We start from the raw sequence: 26,725 nt of genomic DNA on the forward strand, positions 1-26,725 counted from the left end.
GTCAGAGCGGCCAGCGCAGTGCGGCGGCGCGGTTGGGGTCCTGGGCCTCGGCGGGGTCGGGCGTCGGGGGGAACGGGTCGTGGGTCTCGACGGTGTCCTCGAGGCGCACGGGGTCGGGCAGGGTACGGAACCGGGCCCGCGGGTCCTTCGCGTCGGTCATGGGACCAGCATGCGCCTCGGCGCGCTCCTGGGGCCAGGATCGCCGCGAGTCCGGGGTGGTCGCCCACCTGGACCTGCGGCGCGGCACGCCTCAGCGCTGGTCCGCGAGCTCCGTCTCGCGCCACGGGCCGGGCAGGCCCGCGCGGTGCCGCACGACCTGCACGACCTGGTTCTCCTGTCCGCTCTCGAGTCGCAGGTGCAGCGCGCTCCCGTCGGCGAAGGTCAGCGCGAGGACGACCCGCCGGCTCTCCGAACCGTCCTGCCCCTTCGACGTGTCCAGCAACTCCGCCCCGGCGATCTCGCCGTGGGCCACCCGCCAGTCGGGTTCGCAGAGCGCCGGGACGGGCCGGGACGCGAGGACGTCGGTGGAGCGCCACCGGTAGCGACCCCGGGAACGGCGCTGGACGAAGAGTTCGACGTGCTCCTCCCCGGCCCTGAGCACGAGGCGCTCGCGCGGGAGGATCCCGCTCTTGTCGCTGCGCTTCACGTCGATGGTCTGCGGGAGCCCCGTCAGCACCCCGCCCTCGACGAACCGCAGCGCCGGAGCGTGCACCCACTCCACCTCACGACGTTCGGTCCAGCGCCCCCACGACTCCGGCTGGACGAACTCGTCCTGGCCGGAGCCCCCCGAGGACCACCCGGTGGCCGCCCCGGCGGCGTCGCCGACCACCATCAACGCCACCAGCCCGAGGAGTCCGACCCCGGCGACGACCACGCCACCGATCTCGAGCGCGGTGGTCAGGGCACTCGACCGGTCCTGCTCGGGAGGATCCAGCGGTGCGTCGTCCGCGGGGACGCGAGCCCAGCCCAGCACCCGGGGGTCGAGCCGGTCACCGGCGGCGTCGACGAGCCACGCAGGACGGAGCGAGGCGTCGAGGGTGACGCTCGCCACCGGCCGGGCGGTCGACAGCCACTGCTCGAACGAGGGGAGATCACGGGCCACGACTCCAGGGTGGAACAGCTCACCGCCGTCCCGGGGCCCGACCGGGCACGCGGCACCCGAGCGGGCGAAGGCCCTGGTGTCACGGGGCGGGTGCGAATCGTGAGCGGTCCCCGACGGGTGGGTGAGGTCCGTTGCGCCATCGGGCGGACCACGAGGGGATCGAGCCCCGCGAGACCGGCCCGCGGGTGACCGTGGTGGCCCAGCCCCCCGTCCCGAGAGGTTCCCGTGTCCGACCTGCGCCTGACCGACGCCGCCGTGACGTCCCTGCGAGGTGACCTGCGCTGCGTCGCCGACGACCTCAGCACCGCCCGCCGCCGCCTCGGCGGCCACGACACCGCTGCGCTCGGGGCCCCGAAGCTGATCCGGCGCCTGGAGGACTTCTCCGACGACTGGAACCACGGCCTCGGCAGGCTCGCCGACCAGGTCGGGACGGCGAGCGCCGACCTCGACGTCATCGAGAAGACGTTCGCCGACGTCGACACCAGGCTCTCGGAGTCGTGCCGGTGACCGTGCGCAGCTTCCCCCACCTCGGTGCCGACCCCACCCCGGGCGACGTGCACGGCACCGGTTCCCTCGCCGGCTCCCTGCGCGACCTGGCGGGCGGCCTCGGTGACACCGCAGGTCGGTTGCGCCGCATCGAGGCCGGCGAGTGGCGCGGCCAGGCGGCCCAGGCCTTCGTCGACCAGACCCACCAGGACCTGCTGCCGCTGGTCGAGCGGGCCCGCGACGCCTTCGACACCGGGCGTGACGCCCTGCTGCGGTGGCAGACCCAGCTCGCCGCGTTCCAGGCCGAGGCCGAGCGGCTCGAACGCGAGGCGGCCACCGCGGCGGCTGGGGTCAGCGCCGCGCAGGCCGCCCGGAACCAGCCCCGCGTCACCGCTCCCGAGGACACCGCGCGGGTCGTCGGGGAGCTCGCCGACGCCGTCGACTCCGCCCAGGCGGGGCTCACGGCCGTCCGCAAGCGCTCGCTGGACCTGCACCAGCGCTACCTCGACGCCGCCGACGAGGTCGGCGCCGCGCTCGAGAAGGCCGCCGACCAGGCGCTCCAGCACCACCTCTGGCAGCAGATCGGCGACACCGTCGCCGACGGATGGGAGAAGACCTGGGACTGGGTCCAGGAGCACGCCGACGACTTCGCTGCCGTCGGGGACGCGCTCTCGACGCTGTCGTCGGTGTTCGCGACCCTCGCGATCCTGACGTCCTGGCTCGAACCGGCCGGGGCGGTCTTCGCCGCCGGCGCACTGCTCACCAGTGCGGGCGCACTCGCCGCCCACGGGATCGCCAAGGCCGCCGGGGCGGACGTGGGGGTCGTGACGCTCGCCGGGGACGCCCTCGGGCTGATCCCGTTGGGCGCTGCGTTCACCGGGGTCAAGGCGGCCGGCGAGGGCGCCGAGGCGATCGCGAAGGGTGCCGCGTCGACCTACAGGCTCACCGGTGAGGCGGTCCAGGGCACCGCGGCCAAGGTGCCGTGGGCGGCCAAGGCCTTCGACATCACCAAGGCCTCGAAACTGCCGGGCAAGGCGGGGACGTTCCTGACCGGAGTCGAGAAGTCCGTGAAGACGCAGGTCCCCACGTGGACGGTGAAGCCCGGTTCGCTCGCCGAGCGTGCGAAGACGGCCGTCGCCGGCGCGGAGATCAAGTTCGGGTCCGGTCAGCTGGTGGGCACGAAGGCCGTCAACGCCGCAGCGGGGGTCATCGGCACGAAGGTCCCCGCCGCGGCGAAGCTCGTCATCGCGGACACCTCGAGCGTCGCGGCCAGGGTCGTCGACGCCCACGTCAAGATGGCGACCACGGTCGCCGGAAAGGCCTGGGCCGCAGCGAACCCGCGCGAGCCCCACCCCAGCGACCCGTTCGTCGCCGCCGTCCAGGGAGCCTCCCGGTGAACCCCGTCGAAGACCTCGGCCTGGAACTGGTCGTCCCGGCGGGTTTCCACGCCCTCCCCCTCGACCTCGACGCCGAGGGGATGCCCGACCCCGACGCGTTCGAGGACCTCGTGACCGGGCTGCTGCCGCACGGCGGCGACGAGCACCGCCTCGTCGTCGCGACCCGGATCCTGGTGCTGCTGCGCGCCCAGGCCGCGGCCGCGATCGAGGTCGGGTTCGCCGCCCTGGGGCTGCTCGGCGACGAGCAGGGCGGGATCGCCCCGGTGACGCTGTCGGTGTCGCGCTCACCGTCGGCGCACGACGACCCCGAGGTCGCCGCCCGCGGCATCCTGGAACTGCTGCAGCGCAGGCACTCTCCGGCGGACGGTCCCGCGGACGTCCGCTGGCTGGACCTGCCCTGCGGGCCGGCCGTCGTCGACACCCGGTTCGAGCGGCGCAGTTTCGCGGCGGACCCCGCGCCCGCCGAGGACGGACCGTTCCTCGACCACGGGCGCTTCGACGTCCACATCCCGCACCCCGCAGGGAGCTCCGTCGTCGTCGTGACGATCGACTCCCCCGCCCTGCACGTCTGGGGCTCGGTGAGCAACCTCGCGGCCGCCGTCGTCAGCTCCGTCCGCTTCCTCGTCGCCGAGGTCGCGGCGGCCTGAGCTCTCAGCCGGCGGCCTCGGCGGGTCGCGGCTCGCTCCAGGGCCCCGGCAGACCCGCCCGCCGGCGGACGAGCTGCCTCGCGGAGTCTCCGCGTCCGGTCTCGAGGTCCAGGTGCAGCGAACTCCCGTCGGCGAAGGTCAGCGCGAAGACGTAGCGCTCGACCTCGCTCCAGTGCTCACCCTTCGCCGACCGGAGGAGTTCCGCTCCGACGACCTCCGTGTGCGGCACCCGCCAGCTCGGTGCACAGCCGTCGGGGACGGGCCGGGAGACGGGGACGTCGGTGGACTCCCAGCGGAAGCGGCCCCGCGAGCGGCGCACCGTGAACAACTCCAGGTGGTCACGCCCGACCCGCAGCTTCAGCTCGTGACCTCGACGGGACCGGGCTGCGTCGATGATCTGCGGCAGACCGGTCAGCACCCCGCCCTCGACGAAGCGCAGCGCCGGCGCCTCGGTCCACGTCACCGACCGGGGCGCGGTCCAGCGTCCCCAGGACTCCGGCTGGCGGAACTCCTGCCGGCCCGAGCCCCCCGACCGCGCCAACCAGCCGAGGTCCCCGGCCCCGCCGCTCACCACCTGGAACGCCGCCATCCCGAGGAACCCGATCCCGAGCACCACCCCGACACCGATCGTCGCCGCGGTCTCCAGCACGCCGGAGTCGTCCTGCGGCGCGTCGACGACCGGCAGTCCGTCCTCGACGATCCGCGCCCAGCCCAGGACGGCGGGGTCGAGGCGCTCCCCGGCGGCGTCGACCAGCCACGCCGGACGCCGGGCGTGGTCCAGGCCGGCGGACAGCACGGGCTGGGCCGTCGCCGACCACTCCTCGAACGTGGGAATCCTGCGGGCCATCTCTCCAGGATGGATCAGGGCCCGACCGCTCCGGGCGAGAACGGGAGGTCGCCACCCGACCGGCTCACGCCGCGAGCAGCGCCCCGGCGAGCGCCCGCAGTTCCCGTCCCCGCGAGGTCCAGTCCTGTCCCTGCGCCACCGCGGCGACGCGTTCGGGTCGCGACGGGTCGTCGACGGCGAGCACGTGCAGGACCTGGCGCACGAACGCCTCGCGGTCGGCGACGAACACCGCGCCCGGAACCGCGGTGACGGCCGGCAACGGCGTGCTCACGACGGGCAGTCCCGCGGCGAGGTACTCGAAGGTCTTCAGCGGACTGATGCCCACCGTGAGGGGCGAGACGAGGTAGGGCACGATCCCGACCGTGGCGGCGGCGAGTTCGTCGGCGAGCGCCGCCGCGGGGAGGGCACCGACGATCTCGGCGCCGGCGGCGATCAGCCGAGACCACGCGGGATCCGTTGCCGCGGAGTCGGTCACGGGTCCGATCAACCGCAGTCGCGCGGTCCCGAGGGAGGCGGCGAGGTCGGCCAGCAGCGCCAGGTCGACCTTGTGCGGGGCCAGCGTCCCGGCGAAGACGACCGTGGTTCCACGTGGAACACCGCGTCCGCGAGCCGCGGCGAAGAGGTCGACGTCGCACACGTTGGGCAGGCACGTCGTCCGGGTGAACCCCTGAGCGTCGAGGTGGGCCTGGACGACGGGGCTCGTCGCGACGGCCAGGTCGCTCCCACGGGCGAGGACGCGTTCGGCCGCCAGGAGGCGTCCCCGGTGCACGCCGGGGTTCTCGTGCAGCAGGTCGACGAGGTGGTAGACGGCGGCGTCGGCGTGACGTTCCAGGCCGTAGGTGAACGGGGTGTAGGTCCAGAGCAGCCGCGGCCCGTCGTGCTCGATCCAGCGCCGGACCTGGCGGCGCAGCAGCCGGGCGTTGACCGCGCGGGTCGAGGGGGCGTGGTGCGGGACGAGCCGGGTGCTCACGACCTCGAGCCCGGACGGGAGCGAACGTCCTGCGACGGGGACGGAGGGACGCAGCCGGCGCAGGACGCGACGGGCGTCGGAGGGCCGCAGTCGTCGGGTGCCGGCTCCCTCGGTGAACAGGACCGGCCAGCGCTGCGCGAGGGCCGCGCTGACGTGGTGCTGGTTCGTCGCGATGACGGCGTCCCAGTCGGCGGTGCCCAGCACCAGGACGAGGGGCTTCACCGGCCGGCTGCCGTGACGACCTGGACGACGGTGCGCAGCAGGATCTTGACGTCGAGCCACAACGACCAGTTCTCGACGTAGTAGTTGTCGAAGCGGGCGCGCTCGGAGATCGAGGTGTCGCCGCGCAGGCCGTGGACCTGGGCCCATCCGGTGACGCCCACAGGCACGCGGTGGCGCCAGAGGTAGTCGTCGTAGTCGACGGTGAACTTCTCAACGAAGTGCGGACGTTCCGGACGCGGTCCGACGAGCGACATGTCGCCGCGCAGGACGTTCCACAGCTGGGGCAGTTCGTCGAAGGAGAGGCGACGCAGCCACCGGCCGAGGGGCCCCACCCGACTGTCCTCGCCGACGCTCCAGCGGGTGTCGGACTCGGCGTCGTCCACCCGCAGGGTGCGCAGCTTCAGCAGCGGGAAGTGCCGGCCGTCCATGCCCACGCGCTCCTGGCGGAACAGGACACCGGGGCCGACCTCGAGGCGCACGGCGAGCGCGCACGCGGCGATGACCGGGCTGAGGACGAGCAGCCCGATCGCGGAGGCGGTCACGTCCATGACCCGCTTCAGCCGCCAGCTCGAGGCGCGGAACGCGGGGCGGCGCAGCCGGACGAGCGGGACGCCGCGCACGGACTGCACGGAACGTTGGGTGTTGGTGACCTGCCAGAACCGGGGGACGGTGAAGATCTCGACGTCGAGGCCCTGGCACCCGCGGAGCACGTCGACGACGACCATCTCGGGGGCGTTGGAGTAGGCGATGACGACGATGGCCACCTCGTGCTCCGCGACGAGCCGTTCGAGGTCGGCGATGCCGCCCAGGACGGGCAGCGGTCGCGCCGCGGCGGGCAGTCGGGGGTCGTCGTCGATGAAGCCGACGGGCAGCAGTCCGTGCTCGCCGGAGCCGAGGATCTCGACGAGCTGGGCACCGAGGCCACCGCACCCGACGACGAGGGTGCGCAACGCGACGCGGCGGGACAGGCGGTGGCGGAGGCGGACGGAGTACACGACGGTGCGGACGACGGTGAACAGCGCGGTCTGGACGAGGACGGCCCGCAGCGCGGTCCCGTCGATCTGCCCGATCCCCAGCGCCCCCTGGGCGATGGAGGCGAGACCGATCGCGGCGATGGCCGCGCCGAGCAGGAGGGGCAGGTCGTCGAGGATGCTGAGGTCGAGACGAGGCTGGTGGAGACCCGCGAAGGCGTGGACGACCAGCACGGCGGGGGAGAAGACCAGGACGGCGGGCTCGTCGTGGCCGAGCAGCAGGACGACGGCCAGGACGCAGACGGCGTCGGTGGCCAGCAGCAGCAGCCCCAGCTGGGACCTGGGTCCGTGGGTGCGTCCGATCCCGGACGAGACCCAGCGATCGGCCGGGCGCACACCCGTGCTCGGATCACTGGCCATGGTCACGCGGTCCTCCACCTCGGACGCCCGATGGCACGAAGCCCGGGCCTGACCCCGTGAACGTCGTCCGCCCGGCGTGTCGACTTGAGGCCCGAAGCCGCCTCCGTCGCGCCCGGGCGTCCGGGTCCCGGCCCCGGGGGCCGGGGTCAGGTGCGGACGGGGACGGCCGATGGACGTCCGTGGAACTCGTCGACTACCTGCGCGCGCTGCGCAAGCACTGGATCCTGGTGATCCTCTCCGTGCTGCTCGGCGCCGGGGCGGGCGTCGGGGCCTTCAGCGCGAGCGCACCCGTCTACCGCGCGGACAGCCTGCTGTTCGTGTCGATGTACGACACCGGGAACGCGACGGCGCTCATGCAGGGCAGCATGTTCACCCAGCAGCGGGTGCAGTCCTACACGGGCGTGCTGACCAGCCCGAAGGTGCTGCAGCCCGTCATCGACGAGCTCGGTCTGAAGACGACGGCCCGTGCGCTGGCGAGCCACGTGAACTCCAGCGCGCCGCTGGGGACGGTCCTCATCGAGGTCACCGTCGACGAGTCCTCGCCGAGGTTGGCGGTGGACGTCGCGAACGCGATCTCCAAGCACTTCGGGACCGCCGTCAGCGAACTCGAGCAGGCCACCCCCGACACGATGAGCCCGGTCCGGGTCAGCGTGCTGCGGCCCGCGGTCGTCCGCGAGGACCCGATCGCGCCGAACCTGCCCCGGACGCTGGCCCTCGGCCTGCTCGCCGGTGTCGTCCTCGGAACCGGTCTCGCCGTGCTGCGCGAGGTGCTCGACACGACCGTGAAGTCGCTGACGACGATCACCGACCACGGCGCCCCCGCCCTCGGATCCGTCCCCGACGGCCCGGGCGGTCCGCGCCCCGAACTCGTGCTGGAGGGGTCGCGCTCCCCGCAGTCGGAGGCGCTGCGCCAGATCCGGACGAACCTGCAGTTCGCCGACGTCGACCACCCGCCCCAGGTGCTCGTCGTGACCTCCGCGCTTCCCGGTGAGGGCAAGAGCACCACCGCGGTGAACCTCGCCCTGACGGCTGCGACGGCGGGGATGCGGGTCATCCTCGTCGAGGGTGACCTGCGGTTGCCGAAGGTCGCGGACTACCTCGGGGTCGAGGACAGCGCCGGCCTCACGACGGTGCTCGCCGGCCGCGCGGACCTCGACGACGTGCTGCAGCCCTACGGCGACACCGGGTTGTCCGTCCTGGCCAGCGGTCCCATCCCGCTCAACCCCGCGGCCCTGCTGGGGTCGCGGCACATGTCGGACCTGCTGACGCGGCTGCGCGAGCGCGCGGACCTCGTCATCATCGACTCCCCACCGCTGCTGCCCGTCGCGGACGCCGCCGTGCTGGCCCGCCAGACCGACGGGGCGATCATGGTCGTCAAGCACGGCAAGACGACCCGCGACCACCTGACCCGCGGCCTGGAACGGTTGCGTGCCGTCGACGCGCGGGTGCTGGGCGGGGTGCTGACGATGGTCCCGGCGAAGGCGTCGGAGTTCTCCTACGCCTACGAGTACGGCTACGGCTACAAACCGACCGTCCCCGAGGACGCCGAGGCCGTCGTGCTGGAACGCTGAGACGCGGCTAGCGTCGCGGCTCGTGCACTCCTACCGACCCCGCGAAGGCCACCGCCTCGCCCACGACCCCCTGAACTCGATCGTGGCGCCGCGCCCCATCGGCTGGGTCTCGACGCAGGCGAGCGACGGGACGCTGAACCTCGCGCCCTACAGCTTCTTCAACCTCTTCGCCTACCGCCCGCCGATCGTCGGGTTCTCCAGCATCGGGCGCAAGGACAGCGTCGCCAACGCCGAGGCGAGCGGCGAGTTCGTCTGGAACCTGGCCTCCGCCCACCTGGCCGAGCGGATGAACGCCACCTCCGCCGCGGTCGGTCCCGAGGTCGACGAGTTCGCCCTCGCCGGGCTGACGCCGGAGGCGTCGCTGGAGGTGGGGCCGCCGCGGGTCGCGGAGAGCCTGGTGTCCTTCGAGTGCCGGGTCAGCGGGGTGCAGGAACTCACCGACGCCGCCGGGGCGGGGGTGGATGCGTGGCTGGTGCTCGGTGAGGTCGTCGTCGTGCACGTCGACGAGAGCGTGCTCGTCGACGGGGTCTTCGACACCCTCGCCGCGGACCCGCTGCTGCGCGGCGGCGGCCCGAGCGACTACTTCACGATCAGCGCCGAACGGCGACTGCGGATGGACCGGCCCGCCTGAGTCGTGACGCCGTCAGTGCCACTGTCCCCGCCCGGACCCGACTGCCGGCTCACTCCCCTGGCCCGGGTCGACCGCTCACCCATCGAGGGGGTCGGTCTGTTCGCGACCGGCCCCCTGCGCGCCGGCACGGTCGTCAGCCGGTTCGGCGGACGCCTCGTCTCCGACGCCGAGCAGCACCGGCTCTTCGCCGACGCGGCCAGGTCCGGGACCTACGTGGACACGCTCTCCGTCGGGGCGGACCTCAACCTGGTCCTACCCCCGGACGCGCCCCAGCGCGCGGGCAACCACAGCTGCGACCCGAACACCTGGTGGGTCGACCCGTACACCGTCGTCGCGCGGCGGGACGTCACCGCCGGCGAGGAACTGACCCTCGACTACGCGACGATCACGGACGACCCCGACTTCGCGATGTCGTGCTCGTGCCGGGCGCTGTCCTGCCGCGGTCGGGTCACCGGCCGGGACTGGCGCCTGCCCACGCTGCAGGTGGGGTACGGGCCGCACTGGGTGCCGATCCTGCGCGAGCGCATCGCCGGTTCCCGGCGTCCGCGGCTGGACGGGGCCGCAGGTCCGGGGTGAGCGTGCCCCCGTGGACGTCGAGGTCGAGGTCAACGACTGGGAGCACGAGTGCTGTGGCGCGGCCATCGCCCGCGACGACGTCGTGGACCTACCTCGTCGAGACCCACCACGACCTCGGCGGTCGACCGCACGAACGGGTCCGCGGGCGGGTGGTCGCCCTGCACCTCGTGGAGGACGCCGTCGTCCTGCGGCCCTGCTCCCGGCCGTTCCTGCGCCTGGACGGCGGGGAGCCCCCCTGGCCCACGGGGACGGGCCGCCTGCAGGTCGAGGCCGCGCCGGGGGCCGACCTCGACGTCCCTGACGTCACCGCGCGGGGACGACCTGCCGCGGCAGGTCGTCGCCGGCTGGGTACCCCCACGGAGGAACTCCTCGCCGATCAGCAGCGCTGCGACACTCCCCGCCACCGGCCAGGGCCGGTCCGAGGAGCACCACGGCGGACACTCCGCAGACCACCGCAGACCACCGCGCACCAGCGCGCACCAGCGCGCGGAGCGTTCAGCGGCCCGGGTGGTGAGCCACACGACGAGCCCGACGATCACGAAGACGGGGAGCACCCCGGCGGCAGCAGCGAGCCCGTCCACGTCCTCACCCCAGAGTGGTCGACGACCTGCGCGGCTGCCGCGGCGGAGCGCGGGACCACGAACATCCGGGCACCGATTCCGTCTCGCCTCTCACGGACGATCGGCGGTGTTAGCGTGAACCAGTGCCCGAACCGCTGATCGCGTCCACCCCGCCGCTGCCGCCGGCGCCGGGGACCGCGGCCCACGTGGGGTTGGAGCTCGCGAACAGCACGCTGCGCGTCGCCGGTCGGGGTGGCGCCGGTCACGAGGTGGTCGAACTGCTGCCCACCCCCGCCGCGGCCACCGCCTGGCTCATCGCCCACGACCTGGCCCCCAGCGACGCGCAGTTGCAGCGTCACTGCGCCGACCGGCTCACCGCTCTGCGCGACGCGGTCCGGGACCTGCTGTCGGCGGCCGTCGCCGACGAGGCACCGTCCGCTGGTGCGGTGGAGGCGCTGAACGACGCCCTGACCCGCACGCCGGCGGTCCGGTTGCTGCGGTGGGGCTCTCCGGCCGGGTTCACCAGCGAGCTGACCCACCCGGCGACCCAGGTCGTGGAGCACGCCATGGCCGCGATCGCCGCCGACGTCGTGGACGTGCTCACCGGTGCCGACGCCACCCTGCTGGCGACCTGTGCGGCCGCACCCTGTGACCGCTTCATGCTGCGCACCCACGGCCGGCGGCAGTGGTGTTCCACGCGCTGCGGCGATCGCGTCCGGGCGGCCCGTTCCTACGCCCGCCGGACCGGCCAACCCGCCTGAGCAGGTACTGAATCTCACGGAGAAAAGCCATCTTTGACGTGATGTGCAGGTAGCGTGGGGACGTCCCCACCCGGGGAGCCCGGACCGATCACCACCCCGCCCCGCGACCACCTCACCAGGAGCGACCATGACCTCCCCCCGCCGCGCCCTCGTCGTCGTCGACGTCCAGCAGGAGTACTTCAGCGGCCCCCTGACGATCCAGCACCCCGCACCCGCGGACGCGCTGGCCAACGTCGTCCGCGCGGTCGAGACCGCCCGGGCGCACGACGTCCCGATCGTGCTCGTGCAGCACGCCATGCCCGCCGGAGCACCGATCTTCGCGGCCGGGTCCCCCGGCTTCGACCTGCACCCCGACCTCCTCGCGGTCACGGACCCCCGGGACGAGCGGATCAGCAAGTCCTTCGGCAGCGTCTTCGCCGGCACCGGTCTCGCGGACCGGCTGCGCGAACGCGACGTCGACACCGTGACGATCGTCGGGTTCATGACCAACAACTGCGACCTGGCCAGCGCCGTGGAAGCGGAGGGCCTGGGGTTCTCCGCCGAGGTCCTCTCCGACGCCAGCGGGGCGATCGACCTGGACAACGCCGTCGGCCACGTCCCCGCGTCGGTGCTGCACGAGACCCTCATGGTCCTGCTGCACTCCAACTTCGCCGCGGTCGCCACCACGCAGCAGTGGGTCGAGGCGGTCGCCGGGGCGCAGCCCCTGCCCCTGGACAACCTCGTCGACTCCGCGGTCCGCGGCCGCGCGCGCGTCGGCGGGTGATCGCGGGCCGTCCGGAAAGCGCTCCAGGACGTGCGCAGCGTGCTGGGCGTGCAGGCGGTCATCGCCGCCGACGGGTTCAGGCTCGTCGGCACGGCGAGCGGCGGACCAGGCCGCGCCGACGGCCGGTGGATCAGGCCGGAGGCGCGGGCAACGCGGCCACGAGCGCCGCGAACGCCTCGTCGAGGCGGCGCCCGGCCTTGAGCTGCTCCTCGAGCTTCTGCCCGTGCACGTCGGCGACGTCGTCGGAGGCCTGGTCCCGGGGGGCGGTCGGCCCGCGCCACGCGGGGGCCGCGGTCACCAGGGAGCGCAGACCGGCGGCAGGGGCGGCGCTCGCGGGCAGTCGGTGGTCCTCACCGAGGCGGCGGGAGATCCGGGCCAGTTCCAGCACCGTGAACACACGCCGCTGCACGGGCGGGACGGTCGTGATCACGTGCGCGCGCTGGTCCCGGGTCATGGTCAGGACGAGGTCGGCCGCGCCGACGAGCTGCGGGTCGACCTGGCGGGCCGGGGTCGGCTCGGGGACGGGACGCCGCAGCGCACGCAGCACCTCCGACACGGCGCGGTCGGTCGGTTCGCCGACCAGCGCGATCGTCCCGGCGGAGGTCACCCGGATCGTCGCGGCGGCCTCGCCGAAGCGCGCACCGAGGTGGTGGCGCAACAGGGCAGCGGCCATCGGTGAACGGCTGATGTTGGCCGTGCAGACGACGAGGACCTCGAACCGGGTCCTCACGAGGGGCTCACGGAGCCATCTTGAGCATCTGTCGTCGTTCGCGCAGCGCCGCCAGCAGCGCGCCCGTCTCGACCTGCGGCGCGCCGTCGAGGATGCACTGCTTGGCGGCCAGCGCCGCCGCGGCCGCCACCTGCTCGTGGCTCAGTCCGCTGGCGGTCGAGGCGACCCGGGGCCACTCCACGGTGCTCAGGTCGAACCCGCGCAGCCGGCGCAGCACGATCTCCTGGACGACACCGGTGCTCGGCAGCGGGTAGTCGATGACGGTGTCGAAGCGGCGCAGCACCGGCCGGTCGAGCAGTTGCGGACGGTTCGTCGTGACGACGAGCACGCTGGCCGAGGCGTCGAGTTCCAGCATCCCGGTGAACGCGCGCAGCACGTCGCGCAGCCGGGAGCGGCTGCGCTCACCGCCGTCGGGGTCGATGAGGGCGTCGACGTCGTCGAAGAGGCAGACGCCGCGGCTCTGGGCCAGCAGGTCGAAGACCAGGGACAGCTTCGCGATGGCGTCCTCGGCGGCGAGGTCGGCGAAGACGTCGAGGCGGACCGCGAACACGGGCAGCGCGAGCTCCGCGGCCAGGACCTCGGCCGTCATGGACTTGCCCGTCCCGGACTGCCCGGTCAGGAGCAGCTTGCGCAGCGGGTCGAACCCTTTGGCCCGCAGCGTGTCCGCGTGTCGCTGTTCGGTGAGGACCCGGTGCAGGCGGGCCATGACGTCACTGCCGAGGGCGAGGTCGGCCAACCCGACGGTGGGCAGCGAGACGGTGAGGACCTGGGCGAGCTCACCGCGGGGCTGCGCGACCGAGGACGGCGCGGCCGGCTGCGGGGGCGCCTGCGGGCGGACGCTGGCCCGGCGGGTCTCGAGCAACCCGCGCAGCTCCTCGACCTCCTTGGAGCGCCCGGCCTTCTCGAGGACCTCGGCCACGGCAGCGCGGAACCGCACGTCGTCGCCCGCGCTGTGACTCTCCACGAGTGCCCTGACGTGCGCCGCGGTCGCCAGCAGCCGTGCCTCCACCCCAGCAACTTACCGTGAGTCACCCCACGTCACACCAGTGTCGCGAGCACCGAGCCCCTCACCCCACGAACAGGCAGAACGGGTGACCCGCCGGATCGGCGAGCACGTACAGCGGTTCCTCGGGATCGTCGGTGCGGTCCACCAGCACCTGCGCGCCCAACGCCAGCGACCGGGCGTGGTGGTGCTCCAGGGCGGCCCGGTCGGGGACGGTGAAGTCGACGTGCACCTGCATCGGGACGTCACCCGCCGGCCACGTGCTGCGGGCGAGCTGCTCGACCTGCTGGAAGGCCAGGACCCGCGCGCCGTCACCGTCGAGGAGGACGAGCCACTGCGCCGGCCCGGTCCCCTCGTCGCCCGGGCGGTAGCGCAGCCCCAGCAGTTCCCGGTAGAACTCCGCGAGGCCGCGGGCGTCGGTCGTGTCCAGGACGGTGTGCAGCAGCCGGGGGAACGACGTCGTCATCGTCCCAGGGTGCACCGCACGCTCACCGCAGGCACGAGAGAACCCCCGGAGAACGATCTCCGGGGGTTCCAGGGTGGGCCTAGGAGGACTTGAACCTCCGACCTCTTCCTTATCAGGGAAGCGCTCTAACCAACTGAGCTATAGGCCCTCATGCCACCCGCTCTGCGCGCGCGGCATCGTCAACCTTACCCGACTCGGGGCCGTGCTCCGAACCGGGATTCAGTCGTCGGACAGGGTGACGTGCAACCCGCCGACCAGCGCGGACGAGACGTTGTAGAGGAAGGCGATGATCGTCGACAGCGCCGTGAGCAGCACGACGTCGACGACGGCGATGACCGTGGCGAGCGAGATGACCTTGCCGAACCCGACGTAGTCGAGCAGGTTGAACTTCACCTCGTTGCCGACGACGTCCTTGAGCAGGCCGTTGAGGTCGGTGAAGACACCCATCCCGTTCAGCACGCTCCAGATGACGGCGGTCGCCACCACCAGGGCGATCCCGACGGCCACCGACAGCAGGAACGACAGCTTCGTCACCGACCACGGGTCGACCCGCGCCAGCGTCAACCGCACCCGACGGGGCACCGAGTCCACGCCGCTGCGGGGGCGGGCCTGAGCCTGCCCCGCGGTGGTCGCCTGTGCTGCTGAGGGCTGTCCTGCCGAGGACGTCGCGGACCTAGCGGCCTGACTGGCCGACTGGGCCGACGACGCGGTCGCGCGTTCGGCGGGGGTCACTCGTCACCTCCGGGTTCGTCCTCGCTGTCCGAGGCCTCCGGCGACGGTACGCCATCGACTGCCCCACCCACAGGGTCGTTCGCCGGTTCCTGCACAGGTGCTCCACCGTTCGGCAGCTCATCCACCCCTTCGGCGGCCGCGAGGTCGTCCCCGGAGCCCGCGATGTCCGGGTCCGGCTCGGTCGTGACGGGGTCGGTGCCGTCGTCCGCGCCGTCGGTGTCGTCGGTTCCCAGCTCCACGTCGATCACCCGCTCGACGTTGCGGGCGACGGCGAGGATCTTGTCGCCCTTCTCCGGCTTGGCGAACGTGACGCCCATGGTGTCGCGGCCCTTGGCCGGCACCTCGTCGACGCGGGAGCGGACGACGCGGCCGGCCTGCATGACGACGAGCACCTCGTCGTCCTCGGCGACGGTGAGCGCCCCGACCAGGTCACCGCGTTCGTCGGTCAGCTTGGCGACCTTGATGCCGAGGCCACCGCGTCCCTGCTTGCGGTACTCCGCGATCGCGGTGCGCTTCGCGTACCCGTGCTCGGTGACGACGAAGACGTAGAGGTCGTCGCGGGCGACGGCCATCGCGAGCAGCTCGTCGTCGCCGCGGAACTTCATCCCCGTGACCCCGGAGGTGGCCCGGCCCATGGGGCGCAGGTTCTCGTCGGTGGCCTCGAACCGGACGCTCATCCCCTTGCGCGACACGAGGAACAGGTCCTCGTTCTCGCTGACGAGGGTCGCACCGAACAGTTCGTCGTCGACCTCCTCCTCGCCCTCGGCCCCGGCGTGGGAACGGAGGTTGATGGCGATGAGACCACCCGAGCGGTTGGAGTCGTACTCGGACAGCTTCGTCTTCTTGACGATGCCGCCGCGGGTCGCGAGCACCAGGTACGGCGCCTGCTCGTAGTCCTCGATGTCGAGGACGGCGACGATCTTCTCGCCCGGCTGGAAGGCCAGCAGGTTCGCGACGTGCTGCCCACGTCCGTCCCGGCCGCCCTCGGGCAGTTCGTAGCCCTTGGCCCGGTAGACCCGGCCCAGGTTGGTGAAGAAGAGCAACCAGTGGTGGGTCGTCGTCGTGAAGAAGTGCTCCACGACGTCGTCCTCGCGCAGGCTCGCACCGCGCACCCCGCGCCCACCCCGCCGCTGCGCGCGGTAGAGGTCGGTCTTGGTGCGCTTGGCGTACCCGCCGCGGGTGACGGTGACGACCACGTCCTCGACGGGGATGAGGTCCTCGGCCGTCATGTCGCCCTCGAAGGGCAGGATCTGCGTCTTGCGCTCGTCCCCGTAGCGCTCGACCAGTTCGACCAGTTCGTCGCGGACGATCTGTCGCTGCCGCTCCGGACGGGCGAGGATGTCGTTGTAGTCCGTGATCAGCCGCATGAGTTCGTCGTACTCGTCGGTGATGCGCTGACGTTCCAGCGCGGCGAGACGACGCAGCTGCATCTCGAGGATCGCGCGGGACTGGATCTCGTCGATGTCGAGGAGTTCCATCAGGCCGTCACGGGCGATCTCGACGGTGGCGCTGGCGCGGATGAGGGCGATGACCTCGTCCATGGCGTCGAGCGCCTTGAGCAGCGCACGCAGGATGTGCGCGCGCTCCTCGGCCTTGCGCAGCCGGAACCGCGTGCGGCGCTGGATGACTTCCAGCTGGTGGGTGATCCAGTGCTTGAGGAACGCGGTGATCGGCAGCGTGCGCGGCACGCCGTCGACCAGCGCCAGCATGTTCGCACCGAAGTTCGTCTGCAGCTGGGTGTGCTTGTAGAGGTTGTTCAGCACGACCTTCGCGACGGCGTCACGGCGCAGGATGATGACGAGGCGCTGTCCGGTCTTCCCGGAGGTGTGGTCCTGCACGTCGGCGATGCCGGTGAGCCGGCCGTCGCGGACGAGGTTCGCGATGTTCTCGGCGAGGTTGTCCGGGTTCACCTGGTACGGCAGTTCACTGACGACGAGGCAGGTCCGGCCCTGGATCTCCTCGACCTCCACGACGGCGCGCATCGTGATGGAGCCGCGCCCGGTGCGGTAGGCGTCCTGGATCCCCCGCTGGCCGAGGATCAACGCACCGGTGGGGAAGTCCGGGCCCTTGATGCGCTGCAGCAGCGCGGCGGTCTGCTCGTCCTCGGCGGCGTCCGGGTTGTCCAGCAGCCACTTCGCACCCTCGGCGACCTCGCGCAGGTTGTGCGGCGGGATGTTCGTCGCCATGCCGACGGCGATGCCGGCGGAACCGTTGACCAGCAGGTTCGGGAACCGGCTGGGCAGGACGTCGGGTTCCTGGGAACGACCGTCGTAGTTCGGCGAGAAGTCGACGGTCTCCTCGTCGATGTCGCGAACCATCTCCATGGCCAGCGGCGCCATCCGGCACTCGGTGTAGCGGTAGGCCGCGGCCGGGTCGTTGCCGGGCGAACCGAAGTTCCCCTGCCCGTCGACGAGCGGGTAACGCAACGACCAGTCCTGGGCGAGGCGCACGAGGGCGTCGTAGATGGAACTGTCACCGTGCGGGTGGTAGTTCGACATGACGTCGCCGACGACGCGGGCGCACTTGTAGTACCCACGGTCGGGGCGGTAACCCCCGTCGTACATCGCGTACAGCACCCGGCGGTGGACGGGTTTCAGACCGTCCCGCACGTCGGGCAGGGCACGCGAGACGATGACGCTCATCGCGTAGTCGAGGTAGGACCGCTGCATCTGCGCCTGCAGGTCGACCTGCTGGACGCGGTCGTCGGTGGGGGGTTCGGTGGTGCTCTCGCTCACGGCGGGGGTTTGCCTCTCAGGTCACGGTCTCGGCGTCGGACGTTCCACGTGGAACATCGATCAGACGTCGAGGAACCTCACGTCGCGGGCGTTGCGCTGGATGAAGCTCCGGCGCGATTCGACGTCCTCACCCATGAGGACGGAGAACACGGCATCGGCGGCGGCCGCGTCCTCGAGGGTCACCTGGAGGAGCGTCCGGTGCGCCCGGTCCATCGTCGTCTCGGACAGCTCGTCCCAGTTCATCTCACCCAGACCCTTGTAGCGCTGGATGGCGCTCTCCTTGGGAAGCTTCTTCCCGGCGGCGCGACCGGCCTCGATCATCGCGTCGCGCTCCCGGTCGGAGTAGACGAACTCGTGGGCCGCACCACCCATCCACTTGAGCCGGTACAGCGGCGGCTGCGCCAGGTACACGTGACCGTTCTCGACGAGCGGGCTCATGTAGCGGAACAGCAGTGTCAGCAGCAGCGTCTGGATGTGCTGACCGTCGACGTCGGCATCCGCCATCAGGATGATCTTGTGGTAACGGAGCTTCTCGAGGTTGAAGTCCTCGCCGATGCCCGTACCGAACGCGGTGATGAGGGCCTGCACCTCCTGGTTGCCCAGGGCGCGGTCCAACCGGGCCTTCTCGACGTTCAGGATCTTCCCGCGGATCGGCAGGATGGCCTGGGTGCGCGGGTCGCGACCACGGGTGGCGGAACCACCGGCGGAGTCCCCCTCGACGATGAAGACCTCGCACTCGACGGGGTTGTTGGACTGGCAGTCCTTCAACTTCCCCGGCAACGAGTTGCGCTCCAGCAGCGACTTCCGGCTCGCCTCACGGGCCTTGCGCGCCGCGGACCGCGCGACCGAGGCCGCCTGCGCCTTCTTCGCGATCGTCCAGGCTTCCTTGGGGTTGGCCTGGAACCAGTGCCCGAGGTGCTCGCGGACCTGGGCCTGGACGAAGGTGCGGGCCAGGGTGTTGCCCAGCTTGGTCTTCGTCTGACCCTCGAACTGCGGTTCGGTCAGCTTGACCGAGACGATCGCGGTCAGACCCTCACGAATGTCCGACCCCTCGAGGTTGTCCTTGTCCTCGAGGATCTTCGGCTTCGCCGCGCGGGCGTACTCGATGACGAGGTTGGTCAGCGCGGTGCGGAAACCCGCCTCGTGCGTCCCGCCCTCGGAGGTGTTGATGTTGTTGGCGTAGGTGAAGACGGCCTCGGAGTACGACGTCGTCCACTGCATCGCGATCTCGACCGCGATGCCCTTCTCCGTGTCCTCCGCCTCGAGGGAGATCACGGTGTCGTGCAGTGGTTCGTTCTTCTTCAGGGCGTTGATGTGCTTGACGTAGTCGATGAGACCGTCGTCGTAGCGGTAGCTCGCCGAGCGGACCGGCTTGTCGTCCGTGGCGCCGTCGTCGGCCTCGTCCTCGGGGTAGGCGCGCTCGTCGGTGAGGTTCAGCGTGAGGCCCTTGTTGAGGAAGGCCCGCTGCTGGAAGCTCGTGCGCAGGGTCTCGTAGGAGTAGTCGGTGGTCTCGAAGATCTCGTCGTTGGCCCAGAACGTGATCGTCGTCCCGGTCCGATCGGTCGCCTCGCCCTTGACCAGCGGCGCCAGCGGCACACCGTTCGCGTACGACTGGCGCCAGGCGAAGCCCTGCCGGAAGACCTCGACGTCGAGGCGGGTGGAGAGGGCGTTGACGACGGAACTGCCGACGCCGTGCAGACCACCGGACACCGCGTAGCCACCGCCACCGAACTTGCCGCCCGCGTGCAGGACCGTCAGCACGACCTCGACGGCCGGCCGGCCCTCGCCCGGCATGACGTCGACGGGGATCCCCCGGCCGTTGTCGACGACCCGGACGCCGCCGTCGGCGAGCAGGGTCACGTCGATCGTGTCGCAGTACCCCCCGAGGGCCTCGTCGACGGAGTTGTCGACGATCTCGGAGACGAGGTGGTGCAGACCGCGTTCACCGGTGGAGCCGATGTACATGCCCGGACGCTTGCGGACCGCTTCGAGACCCTCCAGGACCTGGATGGCGTCGGCGCCGTACTCCGGGTTCGGCTGACCGTCCGGGGTGACGGCGTCCGCGAGCGACGCGGCGTCCTCCGGAGCGGGCTGTGCTTCCTGGCTGTCCTCGGGACGTTCCTCGTCTGGCACGAGCGGGTGCTCTCCCTCCGCGTCGAGGCGGTCGGCGCGGCCCGCGGACGGCGCGCACCCACAGGGCCGGACGTACGTGGCCGAGCAGTACGAGGACGTGCGCCCTCTGACCGCCAGGTTCACCGCACAGTCTACCCCGAAGTGACCGGGGCCTCTCACTCAGCGCGCCTCAGCGCGCCCCCTGAGCGGTTCGACCCCCGTTGTCGTGGGGGACCACACGAGAGGGGTGCCGGACGTTTCAGCGCCGGATCTGGGCCAGGACTCCTCAGCCGTAGGTGTCGCGGGGTCCGCGACCGCCCGGGGCGGTACGACCACCCTTGCGCCACGACGGGGCCTGCGGCCCGCGGACGACGACCTTGGTCACGACCCCGTGACCGAGCTCCTCGTCCAGGCGCCGCACGAGGTGGCTGGTGAGGAGGCGGACCTGGGTGGCCCAGGCGGTCGACTCGGCGCGGACGACGAGCGTGCCGTCCTTGAGCGTCTCGGGGGTGCAGTGCCCGGCGAGCTCGGGCCCGACGACGACGTCCCAGCGGCCGAACGCACCGCCGACGGCGACGGGCTGCTCCCACCCGCGTTCCCCGACGAGACGCCCCAGCGTGGAGTCCAGGGACTGCGGGTCGCGGGCGTCGGGGTGGGCCCCGGACCGCCCGGCCGTGTTGCGCCGGGCCTCCTTCCACTCCTCGCGCGTCTTCGGACCACCCAGCGGGACGCGTCCCGGGCGCAGCCCCTTGGCCGCCGCGGCGGCGCGGGCCCGACCCAGCGCGGTCCGGGCGAGGTCGGCGCCGAGGGTGTCGTCGAGCTCCTCCTCGGGACCCGGCTCCGCGTCCCCGCTCTCCGCGTCCTCGTTCTCGGCGCCGGGCTGGTCAGTCACCGCGGACCGCCACCCCGGTCGTGACGTGGACCCGGTCGGCGTGCTCCCCCTGCAGCGCAGCGGGCACGTCCTCGGGGACGGCGGCCGTGACGAGGACCTGCTCGGCGTCGGCGACGATCGCGGACAGCCGTTCGCGGCGGCCGGCGTCGAGCTCGGCGAAGACGTCGTCGAGGATCAGGACCGGTCCCCCGGGATCGTCCATCTCGTCGTCGGCGAGCAGCAGCCGGTAGCTCGCCAGCCGCAGGCCGAGCGCCACCGACCAGCTCTCGCCGTGACTGGCGTAGCCCTTGGCCGGCATCCCGCCGAGGGTCAGCACCAGGTCGTCGCGCTGCGGGCCGACGAGGCAGACCCCGCGGTCGAGCTCGGCCTTGCGGTTCTCGACCATCGAGGCCAGCAGGCCCTCGCGCAGCTCCTCGCGCGTCGGCACCTCCCCGCCCGGGGTCGTGGCGACCCCCTCCGCCAGCAGCGGCAGCGCCGAGCGGTACCCCAGCTCGAGGTCGCCCTGTCCCCCGCTCACCGAGCGGTAGGCGGAGTCGGCGGGTGCACGCAGGTCGGCCAGCAGCGCCAGGCGGGCCGACAGCAGCTCCGCCCCCGTCGTGGCCAGGTGCTCGTCCCAGACGTCGAGGGTGTGGGTGTCCGCCCGACCCGAGCGCATGGCCGCGCCGGCGGACTTCAGCAACGCCGTCCGCTGCCGCAGGATGCGGTCGTAGTCGGCCCGCACCCCGGCGACCCGCGGCCAGCGGGTGACCAGCAGCTCGTCGAGGTAGCGACGCCGCTCGCCGGGGTCGCCCTTCACGAGGGCGAGGTCCTCGGGGGCGAAGAGGACGGTGCGCAGCACGCCGAGCACGTCACGGGTCCGGCGGACCGGGTTGCCGTTGAGGCGGGCCCGGTTCGCCTTGCCCGGCGTGATCTCCAGCTCGACCAGCGCCCGCCGGCCGCCGCGCTCCAGCTGAGCGCGGACGACGGCACGCTCCGCTCCCTGCCGGACGAGGGGCGCGTCACCGGAGACCCGGTGGCTGTCCAACGTCGCGACGTACCCGATGGCCTCGACCAGGTTGGTCTTGCCCTGCCCGTTCAGCCCGACGAAGGTCGTCGTGCCGGGGCGGAGGTCCAGTTCGAGGCTCGGGTAGGAGCGGTAGTCGACGAGCGAGAGGTGCGCGACGTGCACGCGAGGGTCAGTCGTTCACGGAGCCCGTGCCCGAGGAGGGCCCGGCCTGCGTCACTGCGTGCCCGCCGAACTGGTTGCGCAGGGCGGCGACGGCCTTGATCGAGGGCGAGTCCTCCTGGCGCGAGGAGAAGCGCGCGAAGAGCGCGGCCGCGAGGACCGGCATCGGGACGGCGTTCTCGATCGCCTGTTCCAGGGTCCAGCGGCCCTCACCGGAGTCCTGGGCGTAGCCGCGGATGTTGTCCAGCTTGGGGTCCTCCTCCAGGGCGCGGACCATGAGGTCCAGCAGCCAGGAGCGGACGACGGTGCCCCGGGTCCAGGCCTTGAAGACGGCCGGGACGTCGTGGATGATCCCCTTCGCCTCGAGGAGCTCGTAACCCTCGGCGTAGGCGTGCATCAGGCCGTACTCGATGCCGTTGTGGACCATCTTCGAGTAGTGGCCCGCCCCGACGCCGCCGGCGTGGACGAAGCCCTCTTCGCGCGGACCCTCGGGACGCAGCGCGTCGAAGATCGGCATCGCGAGGTCGACGTGGCCCTTGGCGCCACCGGCCATGAGGCCGTAGCCGTTGTCCTTGCCCCACACGCCACCGGAGACGCCGCAGTCGAGGTAGCCGGTGCCGCGCTCGGCGAGGAGCTTGGCGTTGATCTCGTCGTCGGTCCACTTCGAGTTGCCGCCGTCGATGACCAGGTCACCGTCCTTGAGCAGCGGAGCCAGGTTGGCGACGGTGTCGCGGGTGATCTTGCCCGAGGGGACCATCACCCAGATGACGCGCGGCGAGGGCAGCGCCTCGACCAGGGCCGCGAGGCTCGCGACGTCGGTGACGTCGGGGTTCGGGTCGTACCCGGTGACCTCGATACCCTTGTCGCGCAGACGGGAACGCATGTTCCCGCCCATCTTGCCGAGACCGACGAGACCGATGTGCATGCCAGACGTTCCCTTCTCGTGCCCGGCCTTCACACCGGGCTCATGTGGACTGACCGGGCTCAGCCGGCGAGCCGGACCGGCATGAGCAGGTACCGGTAGGTGTCGTCGTCGTCCCCTTCGAGGTCCGCCTGGCCGGTGAGGACCGCTGGGCGGGTCGACTGGGTGAACGACAGTCGGGCGAACGGGGCACCGAGTGCCCCGAGGCCGTCGAGCAGGAACTGCGGGTTGAAGGCGATGGCGATCGATTCACCGACGAGCGCGGCCTCGAGGGCCTCCGTCGCCTGTGCGTCCTCGCCCTGGCCCGCTTCCAAGGAGAGCACGCCGTCCTCGAAGCGCAACCGTACGGGCGTGTTGCGCTCCGCGACGAGGGCCACGCGCTTGACGGCCTCCGTCAGGGCGGCGGTGGAGACGACCGCGTGGGTGGACGATTCGGCCGGGAACAGCGCCCGGACCTTCGGGTACTCACCGTCGACGAGCAGCGAGGTCGAGTAGCGACCGCCGGCCTGGAAGCCGATGAGGTCGCTCTTGCCGTCGGCCATGGCCATCGTCAGCGAACTCGTGGAGCCCAGCGAACGGGCGACGTCGGACAGCGTCCGGGCCCGGACCAGGGCCACGGCGGACATGTCGGGGCTGCTCGGGTTCCAGCGCAGTTCGCGCACCGCGAGGCGGTAGCGGTCGGTGGCCAGCAGCGTGAGCCGGTCGCCCTCGATCTCCATCCGGACCCCGGTGAGGATCGGCAGGGTCTCGTCCCGGCTGGCCGCCACGGTCACCTGCGCCACGGCCTCGACGAACTCGGCTCCCGGCACTTCACCGGAGGAACCCGGCAGCGACGGCAGGGCGGGGTACTCGTCGACCGTCATGGTCAGCAGGGTGAAGCGGCTCGCCCCGCAGGTCACGACGACCTTGGAGCCCTCGGTGGTGAGGGTGACCGGACGGTTCGGGAGGCTGCGCGAGATGTCGGCCAGCAGTCGTCCGGAGACCAGGACGCGCCCGGCTGTGCGGACGTCGGCCGGCAGCTCGACCCGGGCGGACACCTCGTAGTCGAAGGTCGACAGCTTCAGGGAGCCCTCGTCCGTGGCCTCGAGGAGGACACCGGCCAGGACGGGCACAGGAGGCCGGGAGGGCAAGGCCCTGGCTGCCCACGCGACGGCGTCGGCCAGCACGTCGCGCTCGACCTGCAACTCCACCGGGCACCGCCTTCTCTCGAACCTCTGTCGCGTCCCCCGTCCGGCAGGGAGCAGGACGAGCGGCTTCCGACAGTAGTGGAGACCGCCGACGCCGGTGCACGCGCCTCCACAGGGTCGGGGAGATCCGTCGTCCCAGACTTCTAGAAGACCCTCACCTCGAGGTCACGCTGCGTGATCAACGTGCCGAGGGGTACCCCACACCTTGTTCGAACAGGGTCAGGCCTCCGGGCCCTTCAGTCTTCCTCCAGGCCGCCCTTCCCCACAACCTGTCCACACTGGACGTGGGCTGACGGGATTCTCCATGGATAGATCAGTCGTAGTCGTAACCCTTGTGGACCCTGTGGACAACTCGGCGTCGTCGCAGGTCAGAGTCCTTTTGACCCCCTCTCGGGGGTGTGGACGGCATGGGGACGGGCGAACCGGGTCATCCACAGGTACGCGTTCCCGAGGCGGTCTGTCCACCGCTGTCCCCAGGTTGTCCCTGCTGGATCCACCTCTCGTCCACCGGGTTGTCCACGGGTGTGGGCTTCTCTGTCCACAACCCTGTCCCCAGCATGTGGACAACTGTGGAGAACTTTTCCGACGAGGTCTGACGGCGCCCGGACCGACTCTCCGTCAGGGGTGAGGGACGTCGGCGACCTCGAGCGGTCGCCCGCGCAGGACGGCTCGACGGCCGGCGCCGGGCACGCGTCAGCACACGGCGGGACGGCTCGGGCGCCGACGGCCTGAACGGCGGCGTCAGGAGGCCGCGGGAGACGTCATGGGCTTCGCCGCGGGGGCTGAGTCGGGGGCGCCCCGCGGGCGTCAGGAGGAGTGGCAGTGCGACCACCACGACGTGTGCCCCGTCGTGCCGGATCCCACGCTGGATCCGGCACGACCGGGGCGTTCGCGTCTCTGCGTTGCCGACCCCGGACCTGTCGTCGTCGGGGCTCAGCGTCGGGTCAGGCGCCCGCTTGCTTCTTGATGCGGTTGGTGAGCTCGGTGACCTGGTTGTAGGTGCTGCGCCGCTCGGCCATCTGCTGCTTGATCTTGCGTTCCGCGTGCATGACCGTCGTGTGGTCGCGGCCGCCGAAGTGCTGACCGATCTTCGGCAGCGACAGCTCGGTCAGCTCGCGGCAGAGGTACATCGCGATCTGGCGGGCGGTGACGAGGGTCCGCGAACGGGACGTCCCGCAGAGGTCCTCCAACGTGATGCTGAAGTACGACGCCGTCTGGCCCATGATCGCGGCGGCCGTGATCTCGGGGCTCTCGTCGTTGGGGATGAGGTCGCGCAGCACGATCTCGGCCAACTGCATGTCGACGGGCTGCCGGTTCAGGCTGGCGAACGCCGTCACGCGGATGAGCGCGCCTTCGAGCTCACGGATGTTCGAGGAGATCTTCGACGCGATGTACTCGTTCACGTCGTCGGGCACCTCGAGGCGTTCCCCGATCGCCTTCTTGCGGAGGATGGCGATGCGCGTTTCCAGGTCCGGGGGCTGGACGTCGGTGATGAGGCCCCACTCGAAACGGCTCCGCATGCGTTCCTCGAAGCCGGACAACTGCTTCGGCGGCAGGTCGGAGGTGATGACGACCTGTTTGCTCGCGTTGTGCAGCGTGTTGAACGTGTGGAAGAACTCTTCCTGCGTCTGGACCTTGTTCGACAGGAACTGGATGTCGTCGATGAGGAGGACGTCGACGTCGCGGTGCCGGCGCTGGAACGCCTGGGCCTTGTCGTCGCGGATCGAGTTGATGAAGTCGTTGGTGAATTCCTCGGAGTTCACATACCGGACCTGCACACCGGGGTAGAGGTTCTGGGCGTAGTGCCCGATGGCGTGCAGCAGGTGCGTCTTTCCCAGCCCGGACTCCCCGTAGATGAACAACGGGTTGTAAGCCTTCGCCGGGGCTTCGGCGACGGCCACCGCGGCCGCGTGCGCGAAACGGTTGCTGGCGCCGATGACGAAGGTCTCGAAGATGTACTTCGGATTCAGCCGGGCGTTCTCGATCTTCGTCGTGGAACGGTTCCGCGGGGCCTGGCGGCCCGTTCCGGCGCCCCGGTCGACCTTGTAGCCGGTGAACAGCAGGTCGGGGTCGGAATCGTCGAGCGGGGAATCCTCCTCGACGGCGCTCAGGTGACGCTCGTCGGTGCGGGAGTACCGACCGGGATCACCTTCACCATCGATGCCGCGCAGGGCCGAGACCCGTTCGCGCTCCACGCTGGGAACCCCGTCGAGACCGTCGACGAGCTCGCCGGTGCGTTCCGGGGTGAGCATCTGCCCGATCGAGGGGTCCACCGTGACCGCGAGACGGATCGCCGAGCCGTAGACCTCAGAGAGGGCGCGGGTCAGCGGTTCGCGGACCTTCTGCTCGATGACGTCCTTGGTGAGGTCGTTCGGCACGGCGAGCAGAGCTGTCCCGTCGAGCAGGCCGAGGGGTCGGGTCAGGCGCACGAACGCCCGCTGGTGCTGAGTGACGCCGTCGTCCAGTTGGGCGATGGCACGTTCCCAGACGCTGGGGAAGTCCCCGCTGTCGGTCTCCACTCGAGCCCTCTCCCGTCGTACCGGATCCGTCGGACGGGTCTCGTCCACAACCCTGTCCACAGCTGTGGAAGACGGTCGGGGCACACGAGATGTCCGTCGCAGCACCTCGAGCGGTGCGGGCGTCGGTACGTCGAGCGGGACCGTAACAACGCGACGGCCACTGTTCAAGTGGCGTCCTCCCCGACGACGTCCGGCCGCCACTGCCACGCCCGTCCCCGTCGAGCGGGGCCTGGAGCGGCGCCTGTCGAGGACCGCGGTCTCGGCGGGTCGTCTCCCGCCGGACCTGACGGGAACGGTACCTTCCCGGCGTCCCCCGGAGGGCCCGCTCGCGCGTCCTG

General features: G+C 71.8%; 25 protein-coding genes and 1 tRNA gene. 8 read left to right on the forward strand and 18 right to left on the reverse strand.

Annotated elements, in window-relative coordinates; translation table 11 throughout:
- Position 1: 1 nt before the first annotated feature.
- Both SJY07_RS13585 and SJY07_RS13590 read right to left on the reverse strand, forming a co-directional pair.
- Positions 2-160, reverse strand: a complete 159-nt coding sequence (locus SJY07_RS13585) for a hypothetical protein (protein ID WP_328293708.1) — start codon at positions 158-160, stop codon at positions 2-4.
- A gap of 90 nt (positions 161-250) precedes the next feature.
- Positions 251-1,102 (reverse strand): hypothetical protein, encoded by an 852-nt coding sequence (locus SJY07_RS13590; RefSeq protein WP_328293707.1) that lies wholly within the window; start codon positions 1,100-1,102, stop codon positions 251-253.
- Between the two features lie 225 nt (positions 1,103-1,327).
- Here SJY07_RS13590 and SJY07_RS13595 point away from each other — a divergent pair, with 225 nt between their 5' ends.
- The 3 genes from SJY07_RS13595 to SJY07_RS13605 are packed head-to-tail and all read left to right on the forward strand — an operon-like array spanning position 1,328 to position 3,632.
- Positions 1,328-1,609 carry a hypothetical protein gene (locus SJY07_RS13595; RefSeq protein WP_380159821.1) on the forward strand — a complete coding sequence of 94 codons (282 nt, stop codon included), beginning with the start codon at positions 1,328-1,330 and terminating at the stop codon, positions 1,607-1,609.
- A complete protein-coding gene (locus tag SJY07_RS13600; protein ID WP_380159823.1) occupies positions 1,600-2,985 on the forward strand; it encodes a hypothetical protein in 1,386 nt (461 codons plus the stop codon). Before SJY07_RS13595 ends, SJY07_RS13600 begins: the two co-directional genes overlap by 10 nt.
- Complete coding sequence (locus tag SJY07_RS13605) at positions 2,982-3,632, forward strand: hypothetical protein (protein ID WP_328293704.1); 651 nt, start codon at positions 2,982-2,984, stop codon at positions 3,630-3,632. The genes SJY07_RS13600 and SJY07_RS13605 overlap by 4 nt, the downstream gene beginning before the upstream one ends.
- A gap of 4 nt (positions 3,633-3,636) precedes the next feature.
- Here the strand turns inward: SJY07_RS13605 and SJY07_RS13610 are convergent, their stop codons facing one another.
- The 3 genes from SJY07_RS13610 to SJY07_RS13620 all read right to left on the reverse strand — a co-directional run bounded on the left by SJY07_RS13610 (position 3,637) and on the right by SJY07_RS13620 (position 7,062).
- Positions 3,637-4,479, reverse strand: coding sequence for a hypothetical protein (locus SJY07_RS13610; protein ID WP_380159826.1), 843 nt, complete (start codon positions 4,477-4,479; stop codon positions 3,637-3,639).
- A 64-nt stretch (positions 4,480-4,543) separates the two neighbouring features.
- Positions 4,544-5,671 (reverse strand): glycosyltransferase, encoded by a 1,128-nt coding sequence (locus tag SJY07_RS13615; RefSeq protein WP_380159828.1) that lies wholly within the window; start codon positions 5,669-5,671, stop codon positions 4,544-4,546.
- Complete coding sequence (locus SJY07_RS13620; protein ID WP_380159830.1) at positions 5,668-7,062, reverse strand: sugar transferase; 1,395 nt, start codon at positions 7,060-7,062, stop codon at positions 5,668-5,670. The genes SJY07_RS13615 and SJY07_RS13620 overlap by 4 nt, the downstream gene beginning before the upstream one ends.
- A gap of 179 nt (positions 7,063-7,241) precedes the next feature.
- On the opposite strand from SJY07_RS13620, the gene SJY07_RS13625 reads away from it, so the two are divergent.
- The 3 genes from SJY07_RS13625 to SJY07_RS13635 are packed head-to-tail and all read left to right on the forward strand — an operon-like array spanning position 7,242 to position 9,840.
- Positions 7,242-8,633 (forward strand): polysaccharide biosynthesis tyrosine autokinase, encoded by a 1,392-nt coding sequence (locus tag SJY07_RS13625; protein ID WP_328293700.1) that lies wholly within the window; start codon positions 7,242-7,244, stop codon positions 8,631-8,633.
- Positions 8,634-8,655: 22 nt separating this feature from the next.
- Positions 8,656-9,264, forward strand: a complete 609-nt coding sequence (locus SJY07_RS13630; protein ID WP_328293699.1) for a flavin reductase family protein — start codon at positions 8,656-8,658, stop codon at positions 9,262-9,264.
- Between the two features lie 15 nt (positions 9,265-9,279).
- On the forward strand, positions 9,280-9,840 hold the full coding sequence (locus tag SJY07_RS13635; protein WP_328293698.1) for an SET domain-containing protein-lysine N-methyltransferase: 561 nt from the start codon (positions 9,280-9,282) through the stop codon (positions 9,838-9,840).
- 29 nt (positions 9,841-9,869) lie between these two features.
- Here SJY07_RS13635 and SJY07_RS13640 read toward each other — a convergent pair whose 3' ends face one another.
- On the reverse strand, positions 9,870-10,421 hold the full coding sequence (locus SJY07_RS13640; RefSeq protein ID WP_380159833.1) for a hypothetical protein: 552 nt from the start codon (positions 10,419-10,421) through the stop codon (positions 9,870-9,872).
- A 122-nt stretch (positions 10,422-10,543) separates the two neighbouring features.
- On the opposite strand from SJY07_RS13640, the gene SJY07_RS13645 reads away from it, so the two are divergent.
- Both SJY07_RS13645 and SJY07_RS13650 read left to right on the forward strand, forming a co-directional pair.
- A complete protein-coding gene (locus SJY07_RS13645; protein ID WP_328293696.1) occupies positions 10,544-11,161 on the forward strand; it encodes a CGNR zinc finger domain-containing protein in 618 nt (205 codons plus the stop codon).
- A 127-nt stretch (positions 11,162-11,288) separates the two neighbouring features.
- Positions 11,289-11,924 (forward strand): isochorismatase family protein, encoded by a 636-nt coding sequence (locus SJY07_RS13650; protein ID WP_380159836.1) that lies wholly within the window; start codon positions 11,289-11,291, stop codon positions 11,922-11,924.
- A gap of 130 nt (positions 11,925-12,054) precedes the next feature.
- On the opposite strand, the gene SJY07_RS13655 is transcribed toward SJY07_RS13650, so the two are convergent.
- From SJY07_RS13655 to dnaA, 12 genes are all read right to left on the reverse strand, one after another.
- A complete protein-coding gene (locus SJY07_RS13655) occupies positions 12,055-12,654 on the reverse strand; it encodes a hypothetical protein (RefSeq protein ID WP_380159838.1) in 600 nt (199 codons plus the stop codon).
- A 7-nt stretch (positions 12,655-12,661) separates the two neighbouring features.
- On the reverse strand, positions 12,662-13,663 hold the full coding sequence (locus SJY07_RS13660; protein WP_328293693.1) for an ATP-binding protein: 1,002 nt from the start codon (positions 13,661-13,663) through the stop codon (positions 12,662-12,664).
- Between the two features lie 58 nt (positions 13,664-13,721).
- A complete protein-coding gene (locus tag SJY07_RS13665) occupies positions 13,722-14,123 on the reverse strand; it encodes a VOC family protein (protein WP_380159840.1) in 402 nt (133 codons plus the stop codon).
- A 74-nt stretch (positions 14,124-14,197) separates the two neighbouring features.
- A tRNA-Ile gene (locus SJY07_RS13670) sits at positions 14,198-14,271 on the reverse strand.
- A gap of 71 nt (positions 14,272-14,342) precedes the next feature.
- Positions 14,343-14,714 carry a DUF3566 domain-containing protein gene (locus tag SJY07_RS13675; protein ID WP_380159842.1) on the reverse strand — a complete coding sequence of 124 codons (372 nt, stop codon included), beginning with the start codon at positions 14,712-14,714 and terminating at the stop codon, positions 14,343-14,345.
- A 137-nt stretch (positions 14,715-14,851) separates the two neighbouring features.
- Positions 14,852-17,590 carry a DNA gyrase subunit A gene (gyrA, locus tag SJY07_RS13680; protein WP_328293690.1) on the reverse strand — a complete coding sequence of 913 codons (2,739 nt, stop codon included), beginning with the start codon at positions 17,588-17,590 and terminating at the stop codon, positions 14,852-14,854.
- Between the two features lie 60 nt (positions 17,591-17,650).
- Positions 17,651-19,723 (reverse strand): DNA topoisomerase (ATP-hydrolyzing) subunit B, encoded by a 2,073-nt coding sequence (gene gyrB, locus SJY07_RS13685; protein ID WP_328293689.1) that lies wholly within the window; start codon positions 19,721-19,723, stop codon positions 17,651-17,653.
- A 265-nt stretch (positions 19,724-19,988) separates the two neighbouring features.
- Entirely contained in the window at positions 19,989-20,594 is a 606-nt protein-coding gene (locus SJY07_RS13690) for a DciA family protein (RefSeq protein WP_328293688.1), read from the reverse strand.
- Positions 20,587-21,762, reverse strand: a complete 1,176-nt coding sequence (recF, locus tag SJY07_RS13695) for a DNA replication/repair protein RecF (protein ID WP_328293687.1) — start codon at positions 21,760-21,762, stop codon at positions 20,587-20,589. Before recF ends, SJY07_RS13690 begins: the two co-directional genes overlap by 8 nt.
- Before the next feature lie 7 nt (positions 21,763-21,769).
- A complete protein-coding gene (gene gnd / locus SJY07_RS13700) occupies positions 21,770-22,717 on the reverse strand; it encodes a phosphogluconate dehydrogenase (NAD(+)-dependent, decarboxylating) (protein ID WP_328293686.1) in 948 nt (315 codons plus the stop codon).
- A 26-nt stretch (positions 22,718-22,743) separates the two neighbouring features.
- Entirely contained in the window at positions 22,744-23,871 is a 1,128-nt protein-coding gene (gene dnaN, locus SJY07_RS13705; RefSeq protein WP_328293685.1) for a DNA polymerase III subunit beta, read from the reverse strand.
- Positions 23,872-24,812: 941 nt separating this feature from the next.
- Entirely contained in the window at positions 24,813-26,387 is a 1,575-nt protein-coding gene (dnaA, locus tag SJY07_RS13710; protein ID WP_328293684.1) for a chromosomal replication initiator protein DnaA, read from the reverse strand.
- Between the last annotated feature and the right edge of the window lie 338 nt (positions 26,388-26,725).

Source organism: Kineococcus sp. R86509 (assembly GCF_042466365.1).
In the GTDB taxonomy this organism is placed as follows: domain Bacteria; phylum Actinomycetota; class Actinomycetes; order Actinomycetales; family Kineococcaceae; genus Kineococcus.

Excerpts from the sequence above, each read along its gene's own strand:
- SJY07_RS13585 (WP_328293708.1), bottom strand. The coding sequence starts at position 160 with ATGACCGACGCGAAGGACCCGCGGGCCCGGTTCCGTACCCTGCCCGAC.
- SJY07_RS13610 (WP_380159826.1), bottom strand. The coding sequence starts at position 4,479 with ATGGCCCGCAGGATTCCCACGTTCGAGGAGTGGTCGGCGACGGCCCAG.
- SJY07_RS13620 (WP_380159830.1), bottom strand. The coding sequence starts at position 7,062 with ATGGCCAGTGATCCGAGCACGGGTGTGCGCCCGGCCGATCGCTGGGTC.
- SJY07_RS13650 (WP_380159836.1), top strand. The coding sequence starts at position 11,289 with ATGACCTCCCCCCGCCGCGCCCTCGTCGTCGTCGACGTCCAGCAGGAG.
- SJY07_RS13665 (WP_380159840.1), bottom strand. The coding sequence starts at position 14,123 with ATGACGACGTCGTTCCCCCGGCTGCTGCACACCGTCCTGGACACGACC.